At 66.3% G+C, this 19,092-nt stretch carries 16 protein-coding genes; 8 read left to right on the top strand and 8 right to left on the bottom strand.

Features of this window, described 5'->3' with window-relative positions; all coding sequences use genetic code 11:
* Window positions 1-24 precede the first annotated feature (24 nt).
* Window positions 25-273 carry a type B 50S ribosomal protein L31 gene (locus IV501_RS10145; protein ID WP_200555166.1) on the top strand — a complete coding sequence of 83 codons (249 nt, stop codon included), beginning with the start codon at window positions 25-27 and terminating at the stop codon, window positions 271-273.
* Between the two features lie 314 nt (window positions 274-587).
* On the opposite strand, the gene IV501_RS10140 is transcribed toward IV501_RS10145, so the two are convergent.
* The 3 genes from IV501_RS10140 to treS are packed head-to-tail and all read right to left on the bottom strand — an operon-like array spanning window position 588 to window position 3,526.
* Complete coding sequence (locus IV501_RS10140) at window positions 588-1,031, bottom strand: NUDIX hydrolase (protein WP_200555167.1); 444 nt, start codon at window positions 1,029-1,031, stop codon at window positions 588-590.
* A complete protein-coding gene (locus IV501_RS10135) occupies window positions 1,028-1,792 on the bottom strand; it encodes a 3'-5' exonuclease (protein WP_200555168.1) in 765 nt (254 codons plus the stop codon). The genes IV501_RS10140 and IV501_RS10135 overlap by 4 nt, the downstream gene beginning before the upstream one ends.
* A gap of 9 nt (window positions 1,793-1,801) precedes the next feature.
* Complete coding sequence (treS, locus tag IV501_RS10130) at window positions 1,802-3,526, bottom strand: maltose alpha-D-glucosyltransferase (protein ID WP_200555169.1); 1,725 nt, start codon at window positions 3,524-3,526, stop codon at window positions 1,802-1,804.
* Window positions 3,527-3,650: 124 nt separating this feature from the next.
* Between treS and IV501_RS10125 the strand changes: the two genes are divergently transcribed.
* A complete protein-coding gene (locus IV501_RS10125) occupies window positions 3,651-4,589 on the top strand; it encodes an alpha/beta fold hydrolase (RefSeq protein ID WP_200555170.1) in 939 nt (312 codons plus the stop codon).
* Window positions 4,586-5,731, top strand: a complete 1,146-nt coding sequence (locus tag IV501_RS16575) for a glycosyltransferase family 4 protein (RefSeq protein ID WP_200555171.1) — start codon at window positions 4,586-4,588, stop codon at window positions 5,729-5,731. Before IV501_RS10125 ends, IV501_RS16575 begins: the two co-directional genes overlap by 4 nt.
* A gap of 39 nt (window positions 5,732-5,770) precedes the next feature.
* Here IV501_RS16575 and IV501_RS10115 read toward each other — a convergent pair whose 3' ends face one another.
* Entirely contained in the window at window positions 5,771-6,448 is a 678-nt protein-coding gene (locus tag IV501_RS10115) for a histidine phosphatase family protein (RefSeq protein ID WP_200555172.1), read from the bottom strand.
* A 44-nt stretch (window positions 6,449-6,492) separates the two neighbouring features.
* Window positions 6,493-7,377: a Sir2 family NAD-dependent protein deacetylase gene (locus tag IV501_RS10110; protein WP_200555173.1), complete on the bottom strand. Its 885-nt coding sequence runs from the start codon at window positions 7,375-7,377 to the stop codon at window positions 6,493-6,495.
* 114 nt (window positions 7,378-7,491) lie between these two features.
* Here IV501_RS10110 and IV501_RS10105 point away from each other — a divergent pair, with 114 nt between their 5' ends.
* The 3 genes from IV501_RS10105 (at window position 7,492) to IV501_RS10095 (ending at window position 10,835) form a co-directional block, all read left to right on the top strand.
* Window positions 7,492-8,313, top strand: a complete 822-nt coding sequence (locus IV501_RS10105) for a TrmH family RNA methyltransferase (RefSeq protein ID WP_200555174.1) — start codon at window positions 7,492-7,494, stop codon at window positions 8,311-8,313.
* Complete coding sequence (locus IV501_RS10100; RefSeq protein WP_200555175.1) at window positions 8,310-9,581, top strand: D-alanyl-D-alanine carboxypeptidase family protein; 1,272 nt, start codon at window positions 8,310-8,312, stop codon at window positions 9,579-9,581. The genes IV501_RS10105 and IV501_RS10100 overlap by 4 nt, the downstream gene beginning before the upstream one ends.
* A gap of 180 nt (window positions 9,582-9,761) precedes the next feature.
* A complete protein-coding gene (locus IV501_RS10095) occupies window positions 9,762-10,835 on the top strand; it encodes a fatty acid desaturase family protein (RefSeq protein WP_307812200.1) in 1,074 nt (357 codons plus the stop codon).
* 89 nt (window positions 10,836-10,924) lie between these two features.
* Here IV501_RS10095 and IV501_RS10090 read toward each other — a convergent pair whose 3' ends face one another.
* Complete coding sequence (locus IV501_RS10090; RefSeq protein WP_200555177.1) at window positions 10,925-11,710, bottom strand: SGNH/GDSL hydrolase family protein; 786 nt, start codon at window positions 11,708-11,710, stop codon at window positions 10,925-10,927.
* Window positions 11,711-11,796: 86 nt separating this feature from the next.
* Between IV501_RS10090 and IV501_RS10085 the strand changes: the two genes are divergently transcribed.
* Both IV501_RS10085 and IV501_RS10080 read left to right on the top strand, forming a co-directional pair.
* Complete coding sequence (locus IV501_RS10085) at window positions 11,797-13,662, top strand: DEAD/DEAH box helicase (RefSeq protein ID WP_200555178.1); 1,866 nt, start codon at window positions 11,797-11,799, stop codon at window positions 13,660-13,662.
* Between the two features lie 197 nt (window positions 13,663-13,859).
* Entirely contained in the window at window positions 13,860-14,957 is a 1,098-nt protein-coding gene (locus IV501_RS10080; protein WP_200555179.1) for a glycoside hydrolase family 6 protein, read from the top strand.
* 17 nt (window positions 14,958-14,974) lie between these two features.
* Here the strand turns inward: IV501_RS10080 and IV501_RS10075 are convergent, their stop codons facing one another.
* Together IV501_RS10075 and IV501_RS10070 are read right to left on the bottom strand one after the other, a co-directional pair.
* Entirely contained in the window at window positions 14,975-15,616 is a 642-nt protein-coding gene (locus IV501_RS10075) for a dihydrofolate reductase family protein (protein WP_200555180.1), read from the bottom strand.
* 73 nt (window positions 15,617-15,689) lie between these two features.
* On the bottom strand, window positions 15,690-19,091 hold the full coding sequence (locus IV501_RS10070) for an error-prone DNA polymerase (RefSeq protein WP_200555448.1): 3,402 nt from the start codon (window positions 19,089-19,091) through the stop codon (window positions 15,690-15,692).
* Window position 19,092: the final 1 nt, after the last annotated feature.

Raw genomic sequence — 19,092 nt, 5'->3', positions numbered from 1 at the left:
CCAACAATCACCCAAGGAATAACGATGAAGTCTGACATCCACCCCACGTACGCACCGGTCGTCTTCCGCGACCTCGCCAGTGGCGAGACCTTCCTCACCCGTTCGACGGTCTCGAGCGACAAGACCATCGAGCTCGACGGTGAGACCTACCCGGTCATCGACGTGGAGATCTCCTCCGCCTCGCACCCGTTCTACACGGGTAAGCAGCGCATCCTCGACAGCGCCGGTCGCGTCGAGAAGTTCAACTCGCGTTACAAGAACTTCGGCAAGTAACACCTGCCACCAAGGATGGCGCTCGGCTTCGGCCGGGCGCCATTGTTGCGTTAACGCCTCATCACGACAGGGCCTCGATACGCGTCCTCGCGCGGGCGCGCGGGCGCTACTCGACCAGCGGGGTGATGCTGATTGAGTAGCGCGCGAGGGACGAGCACGCGTATCGAAATCCACCGCGACAGGGCCTCGATACGCGTCCTCGCGCGGGCGCTCGGGCGCTACTCGACCAGCGGGGTGACGCTGATTGAGTAGCGCGCAAGGGACGAGCACGCGTATCGAAATCCAGCGGGTATGGGGTGGCGAACGCGCGGGCGCTACTCGACCGGTGAATTGCGGGAGGCGAGGAGCGGCAGCAGGATCTCGCTGCTGAGCGGTGCAAGCGCGATCGCCCCCGGGTCGGCCGGGTCGACCCAGACGAGTTCGACGATCTCCTGCGCAACCTCGATCGTGTCGACGATCGGGCCGAGGATGATCGGGGCGTCGAAGACACGGGCGTCGAGCACCGTGTCGGCCTCGTTCGCCGCGTCCGCCGAGTACCGGCCCACCAGAACGAGTTCGTCGGGGTCGACGACCAGACCGAGCTCCTCCTGCAGTTCGCGGGCGAGAGCTGCGGCATCCGTCTCCCCGGCCTCGGGTTTGCCGCCCGGCTGCATGAATCGTGTGGTGCCGCGTTTGCGCACCAGCAGTGCTCTGCCACGCTCGTCGACGACGAGCGCGGCGACGATACGCAGAACCGCGGGGGAGTCCGAGTCGGTCACCGGGCGCTGAGGGATGCGCCGAGCGCAGCACGCATCGGCCAGACGCCGTCGGCGACGAACGCAGGATCTTTGGTGCGGCGCATGTACTCCTGAAAGCTGGCCGCGCTGTCTGACGCCCAGGCCACCTGGTTGGTGTGCACCATGACGACATCGTCACCGAGGGTGTCGGAGTACTTGCGAGCGATCGCCTGGGCGACGCGGCCGGCGGCCACGGCATCTGCCTCGGCGTCGTGAGCGTCCATGAGCTCGACACCGTAGAACTCGGCCGCGGCCTCGAGGGTGCGCTTGCCCTTGCGATAGCGGTCCATCGCCCGATCGATCACCAGGGGATCGATGACCGGCGTCGGATCGATCAGCGGCTCGATGCCGTAGCGCAGGCACTCGTGGTGCAACAGCGTGAGGTCGTAAGCGGCGTTGTAGACCACCAGAGGGACGCCCTGAGCGAGCAGCGCACGCAGCACCGCCACGATCTCCGCGACGACCTCCGGCGCCGAACGTCCTTCGGCTCTGGCGCGCTCGGTGGTGATGCCGTGCACGGCCGTTGCCTGGCTGGGGATCTCGACACCGGGATCGGCGAGCCACGACACGCCCTTCGGTGCCCCGTCGGCGTCGATCACCCCAACGTACGCCGAAACGATCCGACTCGTCTCGGTGTCGATACCGGTCGTCTCCAGATCGAAGACGCCGAGACGGTCGAACCACGGGCCGCTGGTGCCTGGGCCACTGGTAGCGGGGCTGCTGATATCGGAGGTGCTGGTCACGCCGTAACCCTACGACCGAGCACTGACGAAACCGGGAGACCCGACGTGCAGCCAGTAGAAGCTCTGGGTAGCGAGCGTGAGGGTGATCGATCCGTCCTCGCCAACGGTGGGGAATTCCCCGCCGCCGAACAGGTCGAAGAGGTGTGAGCCGGCAAACTGCTCCGCCTTGATGGTCACCGCGATCGGATTGTGGGCGAAGCTGAACACGCAGAGCACGTCTTCCGCGGAGTCACCGAACTGCGTACCAGACCCCTCATAGCTGCGCACGAAAGCGATCACCGACTCGTGGTCGGTCTCGAGCATCGTGATCGTGCCGAGCCCGAATGCCGGATGGGCCTTGCGCACGTGGATCACATTGCGCACCCAGTGCAGCAACGACCGAGACTGTGCGAGCTGGGACTCCACGTTCGTGAGCGTGTAGTTGTAGACCAGCGACTGGACCACTGGCAGGTAGAGCTTTCCCGGGTCTGCGGACGAGAAGCCGGCGTTGCGGTCTGGCGTCCACTGCATGGGAGTGCGGGATGCATCGCGATCCGGGAGCCAGATGTTGTCACCCATCCCGATTTCGTCGCCGTAGTACAGGAACGGGCTGCCCGGCAGGCTGAACAGCAGCGCGTGCGCCAGCTCCAGCTCTGCTCGGGAGTTGTCGAGCAGCGGAGCGAGGCGCCGACGGATGCCCACATTGGAGCGCATCCGGGGGTCGTATGCATACCAGCCGTACATGGCCTGCCGGTACTCCTCAGAGACCATTTCGAGGGTGAGCTCGTCGTGGTTGCGCAGGAAGACGCCCCAGCCGGCACCATCGGGGATATCCGTGGTCTCCGACAGGATGCGCTTCAGCTCGCCCGCGTTCTGCGAACGCAGGGAGTAGAAGATGCGGGGCATGACCGGGAAGTCGAAGGCCATGTGGCACTCCGGCTCTTCGTCGGTGCCGAAGAACGCTGCAACCTCGCGCGGCCACTGGTTCGCCTCCGCGATCATGATGCGGCCGGGGTATTCGTCATCGAACATCTGGCGGATGCGCTTGATGTACTCGTGCGTCGGTGCCTCGCCCTCACCGTTGCCCTCGTCGGACTCGAAGAGGTACGGGATCGCGTCGAGACGGATGCCATCGACCCCGAGGTCGAGCCAGAACCGCATGATGTCCATCACGGCATCCTGCACAGCCGGGTTTTCGAAGTTGAGGTCGGGCTGGTGCGAGAAGAAGCGGTGGAAGTAGAACTGTCGACGCTGGGAGTCGAACGACCAGTTCGAGTCCTCGGTGTCGACAAAGATGATGCGGATATTCGGGTACTTCTCGTCGTCGTCGTTCCAGACGTAGAAGTCGCCGAACGGGCCGTCCGGGTCGCTGCGGGACTGGAGAAACCACTCGTGCTGGTCCGACGTGTGGTTCAACGGGAAGTCGATCACGATGCGCATGTTGCGTTCGTGAGCCTTGGTGACGAGGTCTTTGAACTCGTCGAGCGTGCCGAACTCCGGAAGGATGCTGCGGAAGTCGGCGACGTCGTACCCGCCGTCGCGGAGGGGAGAGTGGTAGATCGGCGGGAGCCAGAGCGCATCGATTCCGAGCCACTGCAGATAGTCGAGCTTGGAGAGCAGCCCCTGCAGGTCGCCCGAGCCGTCGCCATTGCTGTCGACGAACGAGCGCACCATGACCTCGTAGAACACCGACCGCTTGTACCACCGCGGATCGAGGGTGAGGCCCGGCAGTTGGATCGGTGCGGTAAAGCTCACTGGTGCTCCTCTCCAGAGCATTTCTCACCGTCGATGTACAGCACATGACAGTCGTGTTAAGAGTCTAGGCGCGGGTTCCCAACGGCACCGCGACGGACCCGAACAATCCATAGACTGGCGAACGATGGCCATTGAATCCCCTTATGCAGCACTGCTCGCGGCACTGCCGATCGAGCGTCACGAGATCGAGATCCTGGGCTCGACCACCCGGTACTGGAGCTACGGAGACCCCGACGCGCCCACGACGATCGTCGTCGCGCATGGATATCGGGGTGAGCACCACGGTCTGGAGCCGGTGATCGCTCAGCTTCCCGGCATCCGCTGGATAGGGCCCGATCTCCCCGGCTTCGGGGAATCGACGCCGCTCACCGAGGCCAGCCACGACATCCCCGGCTACGCGGCGTGGCTGGAGGCGTTCATGAGCGCCCTCGGTCTGAGCGAGTCGGCGATCCTGCTCGGCCACTCCTTCGGATCGATCATCGCGTCCCAGGCGCTTGCCAACGGTCTCTCGCCTCGCGGCCTGGTGCTGGTGAATCCGATCGCGATCTCCGGACTCGACGGCCCGAACCGCCTCGCGACCGCCGTCACCGTCAAGTTCTACCGCCTCGCAGGCCGTCTGCCGGTGTCGGTCGGAACCTGGTTGCTGCGGCACTGGATCGTGACGCAGTTCGTGAGCTCGGCGATGGTGAAGACCACAGACAAGAACCTGCGTCGCTGGATCCACCGCGAACACCACACGTTCTTCGGCCGCTTCGCCACGCGGGATGTCGTGGTCGAGGCTTTCGAGGCCTCGATCAGCACGCACGTGGGCGAGTTCGCCGAACAGATCACCGTGCCGACGCTGCTGGTGGCAGCAGAGCTCGACGAGATCACGCCGATCGACGCGGTGCGTGGGCTTCACGCGAAGCTCGCGGATGCCCGGCTCACGGTGCTTCCCGGTGTCGGCCATCTCATCCACTACGAGGTCCCGGTGCCCGCGGCCGCGGCCATCGCCGACTTCGTGGCGGAGCTCGACGGCGCTTCCCCCGGCAGTGTCGGAGCCGAAGGTGATCCGCTCCCGTGAAAGTGATCTTCGATTGCCGGTTCGTGCGGTTTCCCCGCCACGACGGCATCAGCCGCTATTCGGCGGGGCTGGTGGCGGCATTCTCCAAGCTGCATCCCGTGACGATGCTCATCCACGACGAGCGCCAGCTCACCATGTTGCCCGACCTGCCGTGGATCAAGTCCAGGCCCGGGCACAGCCTGCTCGAGCCGTTCATCCCCTTGCTGACCCTCAACCGCGAGCACCCCGACGTCGTCTTCTGCCCGATGCAGACCATCGGATCGACCGGGCGCCGGGGCTACAAGATGGTGCTCACCGTTCACGACATGGTGTTCTACCGCAACCGCACGCCCCCGAAGGAGTTCACGCCGATCGTGAGGCTGATCTGGTTTCTGTACCACCTCACCTACTGGCCGCAGCGCTGGACGCTGAACCGTGCCGAGGCGGTAGTGACCGGCTCGTATAACTGCGAGCAGGAGATGATCGACGCTCGGCTCACCAAGCGCCCACTCAGCGTCATCCGGCCCGGAATCGACGACTCGGGGCTGCCGCCGCGGGAATACCCGCAGGCAATCGTCGACGAGTCTGGTGAGCTGCGCAAGCAACTCGTCTACATGGGCACCTTCCAGCCGAACAAGAATGTCGAGACCCTTGCCGCGGCGATGCACCACCTGCCCGGGTACACCCTGCGGTTGCTCAGTCGTATCTCCGACGAGGCGAGGGAACGCATCGCAGCGCTGGGACCGAGTGGCTCGATCGTGTTCGAGAACGGCGTCAGTGATGAGCGCTACGCCGAAGTGTTGGCGCAGGCGACAGCCATGGTGACCGCGTGTCGTGACGAGGGTTTCGGAATCCCGCTGATCGAGGGCCAAAACGCCGGCACGCCGGTGGTGCTGAGTGACATTCCGCTGTTCCACGAGGTCGGCGGTGACGCCGCGGTGTTCTTCGATCAGGAGAATCCTCGCGCCTTCGCTGATGCCGTTCTGGCGATGGACGAGCCGGAGAGCTGGGTGGCGCAGAGCGCCCGCGCTCGCGCTCACGCCGGCGAATTCAGCTGGGACGAATCGGCCCGGCGGATGTACGACCTGGTGACCGGGCTGGTGCCCGACGCACCGGTACGCACTGCCAAGGCGGTACGACGCCGCTCAACACCGCCGGTCTAGGCACGACAGCTCGCGCCGCTGCCGGAATCAGCGCGGGACTCAGCGCTCGGCGGCGTTCTGCTCCGCGACGTCGTCTGCACGACCGTTCGAGTCGCCGTCGAGGTCCACGGTGAGGTGGACGTCGACCGAGTCCCACTCGATCGGATCGTCGAACGCGATGAGGCGCGGCGTTCCCGCAACGATTTCAAAGCTGTGGATCGAGCCGTTCGAGATCGGCACACCGCTGTGAGCGAGCGCGCCGGGGGCGACGGCATTCATCACAGAACGGATGACCCCGCCGTGCGTCACCACGACGATGCCGGCTCCCGGGTGGCGTTCGCCGAGCGTCACGAGCGCGGCGATGGCGCGGGCCGCGACATCCGTGCGCCGCTCCCGGCCTGGTACCGGCGTGTCGTCGGGAAAGCGCCGATCGAGTTCCTCGCCGGACAGGCCCTCGGCGTCGCCGTACGCACGCTCGACCAGGTCGGGCTCGATCTCGATCTCGGCCGGGCCGAAGCTGCCGAGCCCGATCTCGGCCCCGATGATCTCCGCCGTTTCGTACGCGCGTGACAGGGGGCTCGACGCCAGGACGTCCCAATGTCGGCGAGCGAGCAGGCGCCCCGCGCGGCGAGCCTGATCCCGGCCGGTGTCGTTCAACGGGATGTCTGTGCTGCCCTGAATGCGGCGTTGCAGGTTCCAGTCGGTCTGTCCGTGGCGGACGAGGTAGAGCAGAGTCACGTGGCGAAGGCTTCCGGATTGGCGGCTAGGCCCGTCGTTTCTCTTCAGGAAGCGAGGCGCTCGGCCAGCTCCGCGAGAGTTCCCGTCGTGCCCGCGTTCAGTTTAACGGTGGCGCGGGAGTCGCCCTTGGTCTCGCCTCGGTTGATGACGACCACCGGCATCCGTCGTTTAGTCGCCTGATCGAGAAGTCGAATGCCGGAGTTGACCACCAACGATGAGCCGGCGATGATCAGCGCGCCGGCCGACCGGACGAGGGCACTGGCCTCGACGAACTTGTCGGTCGGGATGAACTCGCCGAAGAACACGATGTCGGGTTTGAGGATGCCGCCGCAGACGGTGCAGACCGGCGTCTCGAAGGCATCGATCTTGGTGAACTCCACGTCTCCATCTGGACCGAGCTCGAACGAGTCCGGCTCATCGAGCCAGGGATTGGCATCGGCGATTCGCTGGGCGATGTCTGCGCGGGCGAAGGTCTGTCCGCAGGTGAGGCAGCGCACGCGATCCATAGTGCCGTGCAGATCCACAACGCGCTGCGATCCTGCACGCAGGTGCAGGCCGTCGACGTTCTGCGTGATCACCCCGTTAACGAGTCCGGCGTTCTCCATCGCCGCGATGGTGCGGTGTCCATCGTTCGGGCGGGCTCCGTCGAAACGTCGCCACCCGAGGTGGCTGCCGGCCCAGTAGCGCTGGCGGTACGCCGCATCGCTGAGGAACTGCTGGAATGTCATCGGGTTGCGCGGGGGAGCGCCCTCGCCCCGGTAATCGGGAATCCCGGAATCGGTGCTCACTCCGGCACCGGTGAGCACAGCAATGGTCTTGCCGCGCAGAACCTCGGCGGCGGCATCCAGCTCTTCGGCAGGGGCGGGGGCCCAGGCGCTGGACGCGCGCGACTGAACCGTGCTTTCCGTTGCAGCGCTATCGGTAGCCATGTCGCCCTCATCTCCCCGCTCACGCGGTGTCAATAGCCTAAACACCGGAGTTTTCGGATATGTTTCCGAAAGCTGCAGATCGGTCGTCTCGGTCGGCACGGGGCCAGGAGAACTATGCACATCATCCATATCGACGACCTCGACGACCCGGCGCTCGCTGACTATTCGAGGCTCACCGACGTGGCGTTGCGTCGCGTGAGCGAGCCGGCCGGTGGGCTGTACATCGCCGAATCGACCAAGGTCATCGGCCGAGCGCTCCGCGCCGGTCACGTGCCCCGATCCGTGCTGCTACAAGGACAGTGGCTTCCGGATGTCGAAGCGCTCCTCACCGGGCCTGACTTCGACGGCAGCGACACTCCGGTCTACGTCGGCTCGGCCGCGCTGCTCGAGAAACTTACCGGATATAACCTTCACCGTGGGGCCCTCGCCTCGATGCATCGGCCGGAGCTGCGTCCAGCGGCCGAGGTCATCGCCGGTGCCACTCGCATCGTGGTGATCGAGGATGTCGTCGACCACACCAATGTCGGGGCGATCTTCCGTGCCGCGGCCGGGATCGGCGCCGATGCCGTGCTGGTGACCCCGCGGTGCGCTGATCCTCTCTATCGTCGGAGCGTCAGGGTGAGCATGGGAACGGTGCTGCAGGTGCCGTGGACTCGCATTCCAGAGTGGCCGGAGGGCGCGGACATCCTTCATGCCGCTGGATTTCACATCGCGGCGCTCGCTCTCGCGGATGACGCGGTCGACCTCGGCACCTTTGCCGCCACCGCGCCGGAGAAGATAGCGCTACTCCTGGGTTCGGAGGGAGACGGTCTGAGCCGCGCGGCAATCCACGCGGCGGACTCCATCGTCACGATTCCGATGCTGCACGGTGTCGACTCGCTCAACGTCGCCTCCGCCAGCGCCGTGGCGCTCTGGGCGATCCGGCCGGGCGTATGAGCTCTGTGGTCACCGGTCTGCCGCCGCATCCGCCCGAACACGTGCCGAGTCGTCGGCGACGGTATCTCCAGCGTCGCATCGCCGTGGGGTCGGCGGTGCTGGTCATTCTCGCGATCGTTCTGTATCTGCCGTTCAGCTTGCTCGCGCCCCTTGGCGTCGCGCAGCGCAGCGTCACTCCTCCACCACCGCTGCAGGCAGCGGCCGCTCAACTCGCGTGGCCCGGTTTCGGCGCGAGCGCGTTCGGAGCGGTCGGCTACCCCGATCTGCTCTCGGTGAGCGGCACCGAAGAAGCGCTCCCGATGGCGAGCATCACCAAGATCATCACCGCCATGGTCGTGCTCGACGCCAAGCCCCTCGCGAAGGGTGCCGACGGCCCGGAGATCGTGTTCAGCGCGGCGGACCGTGCGCTGTACTCGAAGTACACCGCACTGCGCGGGACGGTCAAACCGATGCCGGTCGGCGCGAGCATGTCACAACACGAGGTGCTGCAGGTGGCGCTCATGGCCTCGGCCAACAACTACGCCGAGGCGATCGCCGACTGGGCATTCGGCACCGAAGACGCCTACGTCGGTGCCACGAAGACGTGGCTCGCTGAGCACGGGCTGAGCCATACGACCGTGCTCGAACCAACCGGGATCAACCCGGCGAACACGAGCACTGCGACCGACCTTGTCGCGCTCGGAAAGCTCGCCATGGGCGACCCGGTGATCGCGGACATCGTCGACACCCCGACGCTCACCCTTCCCGAGGTCGGCACCATCAAGGACACCAACCAGCTCCTCGGCTCTGACGGGGTGGTGGGTATAAAGACCGGCACCCTCGAGAACGTCGGGTCGAGTCTGCTCTTCGCATCCAAGCAGAAGATCGGGTCGAGCACGGTGACGATCATCGGTGCTGTTCTCGGCGCGCCCGACCACGACACGCTGTACCCGGCCGTCAGCGGGCTGCTGCGGTCGATCGCCTCGGGGTTTCACGAGATCACCCTGGCGGATAAGGGTCAGGTGTTCGCCAATTACCGCACCGCGTGGTCGGCCACAACCAGCGCGAAAGCGGTCAGTGGGGCGAAAGTACTGGTCTGGGGGAATACCCCGGTGTCGGCCGCGGTGTCGGTGGCGGACATCCGTCTGGTCTCACGGGGCGAGAAGGCCGGGGTCGTGACGTTCACGGTGGGAGAGAACCAGATCACGGTTCCGTTGGCCTTCAGCGCGAGCCTCGTCGACCCTGGCGCGGGGTGGCGGCTTGTCCATCCGTTCGGGCTTGGCGACTAGGCGCGACACTCATTCTCCTTCGGGAATATGTGCATAGCTCTCACAGTATGTGCCCTTAGGGTGGGGTCATCTGTAACGGAGCATTTCGCTCCTTTTTCTACCCCGACTGGGAAGTCATCCCCGAATCGAGGTTCTGTGTCTGATTCTCTCGCCACCGCGACGACAACCATCACCGCCCCCGTGGTCACCTTTACGAAGACCCGTCCGGGCGGCGCTCGCGCCAATCCCACGACGGAGTATTCGGCTCTTCTGCGCACAGTGCGCGACGCCGGACTCCTCAACCGCCGAACATCGTTCTACGGGATGATCTTCGGCATCATGATGCTCGCCCTCGGCGGAGCAGTTGCCGGTTTCATTCTGCTCGGCGACAGCTGGTTCCAGCTGCTCATCGCCGGCGTTCTCGGCATCATTCTCACCCAGTTCGCCTTCCTCGCCCATGAGGCCTCGCACCGCCAGGTCTTCACCTCGGGCAAGCTCAACGACCTCGTCGGGCGCACGCTCGCGAACCTGTTCGTCGGCATCAGCTACTCCTGGTGGATGACCAAGCACAGCCGTCACCACTCGAACCCCAACGTCATCGGCAAAGACACCGATATCGAGCGTGACTTCATCTCCTTCCAGGAGGTCGACGCGGCCAAGGCCACCGGCATCTACGCCTGGTTCACCCGCAAGCAGGGCTACTTCTTCTTTCCCGTGCTCGTTCTCGAGGGTGTCAACCTCCACCGCCACGGGTTTATGACCGTGTTCGGCAAGGGCAAGGTCGACAAGCGCTGGCTCGAGATCACGATGCTCACTACGCGCATTGGTGCCTACCTTGCGGTGGTGTTCCTCTGCCTGCCGCTCGGCATGGCGTTCGCCTTCGTCGGTGTGCAGCTCGCGGTGTTCGGTGTGTACATGGGGGCCTCGTTCGCCCCGAACCACACCGGAATGCCGATCCTGCCGCACGACAGCAAGGTCGACTTCCTGCGCCGCCAGGTGCTCACCTCCCGCAACATCAAGGGCAACTGGCTGATGGACAGCTACATGGGCGGGCTCAATTATCAGATCGAGCACCACCTGTTTCCGAACATGCCTCGCCCGCACCTCGCCCGCGCGCAGGAGATCGTCAAGGAGTACTGCGCCACGCACAAGATCCTGTACACCGAGACCACGCTGACCGAGTCCTACGGCATCGTGACGCGCTACCTCAACCAGGTGGGCCTCTCGGCGAACCGTCCGTTCGACTGCCCGGCAGCGATGCAGTTCGGCCGCTAAGCCGCAGACGTTCACGACAACGAAACCCCGGATCGCAGAGCGGTCCGGGGTTTCTTCGTGCCTACAGCACCGTGGTTATCGCACCCCGGCTACAGCGAGGTGTTGCGGTACGGCGCCACGAGCGGGCGCTTGGCGCTGATGCCGTCGCCGGAAGACTGGTGACGGATGCGCCGGATGACCCACGGCACCAGGTACTCGCGCGCCCAGCCCATGTCTTCCGTGCGCGCCTGGCGCCACCGTACCTTCGGCAGCGGTTCCGGCTTGTACGGCTCCAGGTCGTTCTTCACGTTGAGTGAGTCCAGCACCATGCGAGCGATGGTGTTGTGGCCGATCGGTGAGAAGTGCAGGCGGTCGGGCGCCCACATCCGCGTGTCTTTGAGCTCTCGGAGTGCCCACATGTCGGCCACCACGAGATCATGGCGCAGGGCGATCGCGCGGAGATTCTCGTTGTAGATGGCGACCTTGCCCCGGATGCGCCGCATCACCGGGGTCATGCCGATGTCGGGGCCGGTGAACAGGACCACCGTCGCCCCGTTCAAGCGGAGCTTCTCGATCCCGCTCTCCAACCGGCTGGCCACCTCGTCGGGGTCGGTGTTGGGCCGGATGATGTCGTTGCCGCCGGCGGAGATGGTGATCAGGTCGGGGCGCAGCTCGAGCGCGGCACCTACCTGCTCATCGAGAATCTGCTGTAGGAGCCGACCCCGGACGGCCAGATTGGCATAGGAGAAGTCGTCATTCTGGTCGCTCAGAACCTCGGCGACCCGATCGGCCCAGCCGCGGTATCCACCGGGGCTCTGCGGCTCAGGGTCCCCGATGCCTTCGGTGAAGGAATCGCCGATGGCGACGTACCGGGACCACGGGTGCTTCTGGCTCATGAATCAAGCATGCTCCTTCGTCGAGGCCCGCGCCAACCGGGTCGGCGTCCGGCGGTGTCAGTCACCCAAGGTAGGGTTTTTCTCCTATGAGCACGCCCCTGTATTCGGACCCGACGAGTTCGAACACACCCCCGGGTGAGCTTCACCCCGGTGCTGAGATTCAGCACAGCGGCCCTCCCGTCGCCCGCGCCGCGGCCGAGCATCTGTCGCCCGCCTTCCCGGAACGCGCGGCACGAGGCACCGCTGGCAAGCTGCGAGCCTGGCAGGAAGAGGCTCTCGACACCTACTGGAAGACGGAGCCAAAGGACTACCTCGTGGCGGCGACGCCGGGCGCAGGAAAGACCACCTTCGCGCTCCGCCTCGCGACCGAGCTGATCGCCCAACGCAAGATCGACCGGGTCACCGTCGTCGCCCCTACCGAGCATCTCAAACGCCAGTGGGCCGACGCCGCACACAAGGTGAGCCTGCGGCTCGACCCGATGTTCAAGAACGCCCACGGCTGGGCGGGCAAACACTTTCACGGGGTGGCCGTCACCTATGCGCAGGTCGCCATGCGGCCCGCGCTTCACCGCACGATGACCGAGGGCGGGCGCACTCTCGTCATCCTCGACGAGGTGCACCACGGTGGAGACGCACTCAGCTGGGGCGATGCGATCCGTGAGGCCTTCGGGCCGGCTACGCGGCGTCTCTCGCTCACCGGTACGCCGTTCCGATCCGACACCGCGCCGATCCCGTTCGTCACCTACTACCCGGATGAGCACGGCATCCGTACCTCGCAGGCGGACTACTCCTACGGATACGGCCGTGCCCTCGCCGACGGTGTCGTGCGCCCGGTCATCTTCCTCGCCTACGCGGGAAAGATGCGCTGGCGTACCCGGACCGGTGACGAGATGGAGGCTCAGCTCGGGCAGGGCGACACCAAGGACATCACCGCGCAAGCCTGGCGCACCGCGCTCGACCCGGAGGGCGAGTGGATACCCGCGGTGCTGAAGGCAGCCAACCGGCGCCTCACCTCGGTGCGGCAGGGGATTCCCGACGCCGGCGGACTGGTGATCGCGACCGACCATTTCAGCGCTCACGCCTACGCGGACATCCTGGAGAAGATCACCGGGCAGGAGCCCACCGTCGTACTCTCCGACGACGCCGGGGCGAGCGACCGGATCGCGAAATTCTCGTCGGGGGATTCGCGCTGGATGGTCGCCGTGCGCATGGTCTCCGAAGGGGTCGACGTGCCACGACTGGCCGTCGGGGTGTACGCGACCTCGGCGTCGACACCGCTGTTCTTCGCTCAGGCGATCGGACGTTTCGTGCGTACCCGACGTCGCGGGGAAACGGCATCGATCTTCCTGCCCAGCGTGCCGACGCTGACCGCGCTGGCGCAGACCCTCGAGTTGCAGCGCGACCACGCGCTCGATCGCGAGCCGGGTGAGGGGCTCGAGGAGATCCTGCTCGACGACGACGATCTCGATGCCGCGAATCGCGTCGAGGGCGCCTCGGCCGATGCGCTGCTGTTCGACTTCACACCCCTGGAGTCGGAAGCAGCCTTCGACCGGGTGCTGTTCGACGGCGACGAGTTCGGCACCGGCGCGGCGACCGGCAGCCTCGAGGAGCTCGATTTCATCGGTATCCCCGGGCTTCTCGAACCCGACCAGGTGGCGGAGCTGCTGCGTCATCACCAGTCGCGGCAGTCCAAGCGGATCGACGACAGGCAGAAGCGCTCGGAGGCATCCGGCGTGGAGTCTGACGACCCGCCACCGCTGTATCGCAACCTCAAAGAACAGCGCAGCCTGCTCAACAGCCTGGTGGGCATGCGGGCCAAGTCGACCGGGGAGCCGCACGGCATCATCCACGCGGAGCTGCGGCGGATGACCGGTGGCCCGGCGGTCGCGCAGGCCAGTGTTACCCAGCTCCAGGCGCGCATCGACATCCTGCGAAAGAACCTGCGCAGCTGAGGCGTGGCCGTCGCCCGCTAGGCTGATTTCGACGGAGATGTCGGTCGGTGCCGCGGGGAGCACACGACACTCTAACTGGGGTGGACAGCCCCCGCGAACGCGGGTCGCGGGCGGGGGCGAGTAACACGAACACTGGAAAGCGGGATCGTCCGGTGACATCGGGGGCGCCGACGACCCGTCGTCGAAAGCTCACCACCATGCTGCCTCACAGCACGTTCGCTCGTATTCTGCTGTCATCGGGGATTCTCGGCAGCGTGATCGTCGGAGCAGGATTTGTCTCCTCGATCGCGCCTCACACCGAGCGCGCCGTGGTCGGACCGACAACGACGGTGACGGCCACACCCTCGCCGAGCGCGTCGAACCTCGCCTCCACTCCGGCGAACGGATGGCCGGATAGCGCGAGTGCATCCGACCTGTATCCGGGCGGCGTCTGGCTCAATCCCGCCTCGTTGCCCGTCACCGAGGTCGCGAAACTGCGCACCGCCGGTGCCTCAGCAGACGCGGACACCCTCGGTCAGATCTCGTCGCAGCCCATCGCCACCTGGTTGGGCGACTGGTGGAGCAGTGACCTGTTGACATCGAAGCTCACCGCGATGATGAGCGCCTCGGCGCAGGCGCACGACACTCCCGTGTTCGTGATCTACGCCATCCCCGACCGTGATTGCGGCGGGTACTCGGCCGGCGGGTACAGCGATGCGGACTATGTCGCGTTCAATCGCACGGTGGCGGACTCACTTCGCGGACATCCTGCCGTCGTGTTGATGGAGCCAGATTCGATTGCGATGCTCGGCACCGCGCGGTGTGGATCGATCGTCGATCGTCGCCTCGGCCTGATCTCCACGGTGGTGCAGTACTACGCCCAGGCCGGCGTGGCGGTGTACCTCGACGGCGGAAACAGCAACTGGGTGCAGCCGCAGGTGATGGCCGATCGACTAACCCAGGCCGGTGTGCAGTACGCCAGGGGCTTCTTCACCAATGTCTCCAACTTTCGACGGGTGAGTGAGGAGCAGCCATACGCCGAGAAGATCGTGGGCCTGCTCGGCGGGACCAAGCATTATGTGATCGACGTGTCGCGCAACGGGGCGGGCTGGAAGGGTACCTGGTGCAATCCGACCGGGGCGGCCCTGGGGCAGAATCCAAGCGTCTCGACCGCCGGCGGTAGCCTCGACGCGCTGCTCTGGGTGAAGACGCCGGGGGCGAGCGACGGAACCTGCAACGGGGGACCAGCCGCGGGCAAGTGGTATCAGTCCTATGCGCTCGATCTGGTGAGGAATCGAGCGGCCCTCGCGAATTGATTCGCGCCGCTGGGCACTCAGCGCCGCAGGGTGAGGTGGATGACTCCGCTCTCGGCCGCTTCGGACGAGATGGTATAGCCGCTCTCGAGGCCGCGCAGGTCATCCCAGAGCCGGATGCCACGCCCCAGCAGGATCGGAACGATCGCGACGTGCAGTTGATCGACGAGCCCGGCACGGAGGAATTGCTTCACCGTGGTCGGCCCACCACCGACGCGCACGTCGCGTCCGCCTGCCGCCGCGATAGCGGTGGCCAGCGCCTCCTCCGGGGCTGCGTCGATGAAGGTGAAGGTGGTGCCGTTGTCGAATTCGATGGTCGGTCTCGGGGTGTGCGTGAGCACGAATACCGGCACTCGAAATGGCGGCTCCTTGCCCCACCAGCCGCGCCAGTCCGGGTCGTCCTGGTGGTCGTGGAGCCCGAACATCCCCGCCCCCATGATCTCGGCGCCGAGCTCGGCGAAGTAGGCCTGGGCGTAGTCGTCATTGATCCCGGTGGTGCCCGTGCCGCTGGTGTCGTGCAACACCCGTTCGCGGAAGGTGCGGGTGGAGACGTAGGTGTGCACCAGCCTCGACCAGTCCTCACCGAAGGGGTTCTCCGGCGTCTGGTCGGTGGTGGTGGCGAAGCCGTCGAGGGAGATGTTGAGATCGACGCGCACGGTCATGGTTCCTCCTGGGTTCAGCGATCACGGTACTGGATCGCCATCAATGAGCTATCGCCATCAGAGAGCGCGACGCTCAGCGGAAGTCGCGGGAGGCCGTGCGCTGGGTGATGGGCAGCGCCTCCAGCCGATCGGCGAGCAGGTTGGTCACGCCCTCCGGGGAGCGTTCCAGGATGCCGCGCACGATAATGGCCGGCGCATCCCGAGCCACCCGCCGATAGCGGTTCCACACGCCGACGCTGCAGATGACGTTGACCAGGCCGGTCTCATCCTCGAGGTTCATGAAGGTGATGCCACTCGCGGTCGCCGGTCGCTGCCGATGGGTGACCACCCCGCCCACCTCGATGCGCCGGCCGGACTCGGTCGTGCGGAGGTCTGCCGCGCTGTGCACCCCACGATCGGTCAGTGCCGAACGGACGTAGTGCACCGGGTGGTCTGCAGGCGAGATGCCGGTCGCCCAGAGATCCGCCGACAGTACCTCCATGCCGCTCGGCGTCGAGAACAGCGGCGGCTGCACGCTCACCGTGCTGTGCTCGAGGTATTCCGACCGATTCTGGGCGGCGTCGCCGGCTGCCCAGAGCGCCTCGCGCATGCCGAGACCGAAGGACTCGAAGGCACCGGCGGCGGCGAGAGACTCGAGCTGGGTAGTCGTGAGGTCGACCCGGCGTACCAGGTCGGCCATGTCGGCGAAGTCGCCGTGCTTCTCGCGATCGGCGACGATGCGCTTCGCGAGCTTCTCGCCGATGCCGGTGACCTCGGCCAGCCCCAGCCGCACCACGAAGGCTCCGTCGCGGCGGTGGTCGTCCGTGTCGAAGTGCGCCTTCGGGTCGAAGTTCGCGGAGGGGACAGGCTGCTCGTGCTCGAGGCAAGCCGCGTCGCCGGTGGGTGAACGCATGACCGCGGCTGTCTCCATGCCGGGCCGCCAGTCGGAGCGGAGGATGTCGGGGCGTCGCACCTCGACACCGTGGCGCCGGGCATCCGCCACCAGGGTCGCCGGCGAATAGAACCCCATCGGCTGGGACCGCAGCAGCGCGGCGAGAAACGCCGCCGGATAGTGCAGCCGCAGCCAGGCGCTGGCATAGACCAGCAACCCGAAACTCTGCGCGTGGCTCTCGGCGAAGCCGAAATTGGCGAAGGACTGGATGCGTTTGTACACGTCGTCGGCGTCGTCCCCGGTGATGCCGTGGCCCGCCATGCCGCGATACAGGTCGGCCTTCACCGACTCGATCTTCTCCAGCCCGCGCTTGGACCCCATCGCCCGCCGCAGCAGGTCGGCCTGGTCGGCGTCGAGGTCGCCGAGCGCCATCGCGAGCTGCATCAGTTGCTCCTGAAACAGTGGGATGCCGAGCGTGCGCTCCAGCACCGGTTTGGCGAGCGGATGCAGATAGGTGATCGGGTCGATGCCCATCTTGCGGCGGATGTACGGGTGCACGGCACCGCCCTGGATCGGGCCCGGCCGCACCATCGCGATCTCGATCACCAGGTCGTACAGGCAGCGCGGCTTCATCCGCGGCAGCATGCCCATCTGCGCGCGACTCTCCACCTGGAAGACACCGACCGAGTCGGCTCGGCAGAGTTGGTCGTAGACGCCCTGCTCCTCCTTGGGAATGGTGGCGAGCTCCCACTGCTCGCCGAGATGATCGCGGGCCAGATCGAAGCAGTGCTGGATCGCACTCAGGATTCCGAGGCCGAGCATGTCAAACTTGACCAGCCCCATGAACGCGCAGTCGTCTTTGTCCCACTGCAGCACCGTGCGCCCGTCCATGCGGCCATGCTCGATCGGGCAGACCTCGCCGACCGGGCGATCGGTGAGCACCATGCCGCCCGAGTGGATGCCCAGGTGCCTCGGGGTGCCGAGCACCTCCAGTGCGAGGCCGACCACCGCATCCGGGATGTCGTGGTCGGTGCTCGAGACCAGCCCGCCGTGCCGCTCCACCTGCTTCGACCACGCATCCTGCTGACCGGGGCTCGCGCCGAGCGCCTTGGCCATGTCGCGCACCGCGAACTTCGGCCGGTACTGGATGACGTTGGCCACCTGCGCCGCATTGTGTCGGCCGTACTTGTCGTAGATGTACTGGATGACCTCTTCCCGCCGCTCGGAGTCGAAGTCGACATCGATGTCTGGCTCCTCCTCGCGGGTGGAGGAGAGGAAGCGCTCGAACGGCAGCTTGTACTTGATCGGGTCGACGGCCGTCACGTCGAGCAGGTAGCAGACCACCGAATTCGCGGCCGACCCCCGCCCCTGGCAGAGGATTCCGAGCGCGCGGGCATGGCGAACCATGTCCCAGACGATGAGGAAGTAGCCGGGGAAATCCTTCATCTCGATCACCTCGAGCTCGCGCTCGATACGAACCCGGGTCTCGTCGCTGATCGTGCCGTAGCGGCGCGGCACGGCCTCCCACACCAGCTGGCGCAGAAAGGTCATCGGGGTGTGCCCTTCCGGCACCTTCTGTTTCGGCAACTTGGGCTTCGCGCTGCGCAGTCGGAAGCCCAGCTCGTCGGCCAGGGTGACGGTGTGCTCGACGACACCGGGGTAGCGGGCGAAGCGGCGGGCCATCTCGTCGCCTGAACGCAGGTGCGCGGCCCCGGATGCGGGCAGCCAGCCGTCGAGGTCGTCGAGACTCCTGCGGGCGCGCACGGCGGCCAGCGCGGCGGCGAGCCGGTGCTCCTCGGGCCGGGCGTAGTGCACGTTACCCGTGGCGATCACCTGCAGCCGCTGTTCCTGGGCCATGGAGAACAGCACGTCGTTGTGATCGCTGTCGAGCGGGTTGCCGTGGTCGTGCAACTCGACGATCACGTTGTCGTGGCCAAAACGATCGACGAGCCGGTCCAGCTCGCGGGCTGCCTCGCGCGGACCCCCCGCGACGAGAGCTTGTCGCACCGTGCCTTTGCGGCATCCGGTGAGGATCGCCCAGTGCCCCTCCGCCCGCTCGGCGAGTTCGTCGAGATCGTAGATCGGTCGCCCCTTCTCGCCCCCGGCGAGTTGAGCGGAGGTGAGAGCTCCGGCCAGGCGGTGGTAGCCCTCCTCCTGCCGGGCGAGCACGAGGAGGTGGCTGCCCTCCGGGTCTGCCGACCCATTCTGCGGCGCGGTCAGGTCGAAAGAGAGCTCTGCGCCGAAGACCGTGCCGATGCCGCGGTGCGCCTCCGCCGCTTCTGCCATGCGGGCGATGCCGTAGAAACCGTCGTGATCGGTGACGGCGAGCGAGTGAAGCCCGAGCCGCACCGCCTCCTCGAGCAGGTGCTCCGGCCCCGATGCTCCGTCGAGAAAGCTGAAGTTGCTGTGCGCGTGCAGCTCGGCATAGGGGACAGCGCTCTCGACCCTGTCTTCCGCAGGCGGGGGGACATAGGCGTTGCGCTTGAGCGACCAGCCGGGGCTGTCTCCACCGTCTGCACCGACCGGGGGGCCGCCGGGGCGACGGCGGCTGGAGAGCATCCGTTCGTGCTCCGACCAGGGGATGGGCGGGTTATTCCAGCCCATG

Origin of the sequence: Lacisediminihabitans changchengi, assembly GCF_016634425.1 — a bacterium.
Taxonomy (GTDB): domain Bacteria; phylum Actinomycetota; class Actinomycetes; order Actinomycetales; family Microbacteriaceae; genus Lacisediminihabitans; species Lacisediminihabitans changchengi.
The sequence above is the reverse complement of the archived record's forward strand: the minus strand, read 5'-3'. Positions and strand labels throughout refer to the sequence as shown.

What these genes read in the sequence shown, in the direction of transcription:
- IV501_RS10100 (WP_200555175.1), top strand. Translation starts at nt 8,310, where the DNA reads ATGAGCTCTGTGGTCACCGGTCTGCCGCCGCATCCGCCCGAACACGTG.
- IV501_RS10090 (WP_200555177.1), bottom strand. Translation starts at nt 11,710, where the DNA reads ATGAGCCAGAAGCACCCGTGGTCCCGGTACGTCGCCATCGGCGATTCC.
- IV501_RS10105 (WP_200555174.1), top strand. Translation starts at nt 7,492, where the DNA reads ATGCACATCATCCATATCGACGACCTCGACGACCCGGCGCTCGCTGAC.
- IV501_RS10070 (WP_200555448.1), bottom strand. Translation starts at nt 19,091, where the DNA reads ATGGGCTGGAATAACCCGCCCATCCCCTGGTCGGAGCACGAACGGATG.
- IV501_RS10125 (WP_200555170.1), top strand. Translation starts at nt 3,651, where the DNA reads ATGGCCATTGAATCCCCTTATGCAGCACTGCTCGCGGCACTGCCGATC.
- IV501_RS10110 (WP_200555173.1), bottom strand. Translation starts at nt 7,377, where the DNA reads ATGGCTACCGATAGCGCTGCAACGGAAAGCACGGTTCAGTCGCGCGCG.
- IV501_RS10145 (WP_200555166.1), top strand. Translation starts at nt 25, where the DNA reads ATGAAGTCTGACATCCACCCCACGTACGCACCGGTCGTCTTCCGCGAC.
- IV501_RS10075 (WP_200555180.1), bottom strand. Translation starts at nt 15,616, where the DNA reads ATGACCGTGCGCGTCGATCTCAACATCTCCCTCGACGGCTTCGCCACC.
- IV501_RS10080 (WP_200555179.1), top strand. Translation starts at nt 13,860, where the DNA reads ATGCTGCCTCACAGCACGTTCGCTCGTATTCTGCTGTCATCGGGGATT.
- IV501_RS10085 (WP_200555178.1), top strand. Translation starts at nt 11,797, where the DNA reads ATGAGCACGCCCCTGTATTCGGACCCGACGAGTTCGAACACACCCCCG.